This is a genomic window from Megasphaera sp. AF13-6AC (assembly GCF_027685385.1).
GTDB lineage: Bacteria > Bacillota > Negativicutes > Veillonellales > Megasphaeraceae > Megasphaera > Megasphaera micronuciformis.
In genome coordinates, this window is sequence record NZ_JAQCUN010000322.1 from 1 (window position 1) to 615 (window position 615).

2 protein-coding genes are annotated in these 615 nt (G+C 51.4%); both read right to left on the reverse strand.

Annotated features, from left to right (window positions below; genetic code table 11):
* The coding region (locus PGX78_RS09160) for a nucleotide-binding protein (RefSeq protein WP_270446659.1) at positions 1-181 on the reverse strand (181 nt) is incomplete at its 3' end.
* 16 nt (positions 182-197) lie between these two features.
* A partial coding sequence (locus PGX78_RS09165; RefSeq protein WP_270446662.1) for a penicillin-binding transpeptidase domain-containing protein occupies positions 198-615 on the reverse strand: 418 nt, incomplete at its 5' end.

Consider the following 615-nt stretch of genomic DNA (forward strand, 5'->3'; position numbering starts at 1 on the left):
AAACATCAAAAAACACCTCATCCTGTACGCCCAGAAGAAGATCCAGGTTGCGCATTCCCATATCGGCATCGACAGCCAACACGGTATATCCGCGGCGACGCAAAGCAATGGCCAGAGAAGCGGTTATCAAGGTCTTTCCGACTCCGCCTTTACCGGAAGCGACGGCTATGATATGAGACATGAATACTTCCTCCTTTTTATTGCGTACGGCCGGAAGTTTGTGCCGGCTCTGCCGCATCTTTATTTTGACTATCCACCGTACCGATATGGAAGAACTCTTCCAACATGGCACGAACAATGGGACCCGACGATGAGACACCGAAACCGCCCTGTTCCGTCAAAACGGCAATGACAATACGCGGATGGTCATAGGGCGCAAATGCGACAAACCAACCGTGATCACGACCGCTGAAGTTTTCGGCCGTACCGGTCTTGCCGGCTACCTGCACAGGAAACCCGGCAAATAAAGAACCGGCTGTACCGGACTCTTCCGCCACGTTCCTCATACCTTCTCGAATCAAATCCAGTGTAGACTTGGAGACTTCCAAGGTACCCGTTTGCTCAGGTGCAAAAATCTTGTAAGGCGTACCGTCAAGATTATCAATGCGGCTGACA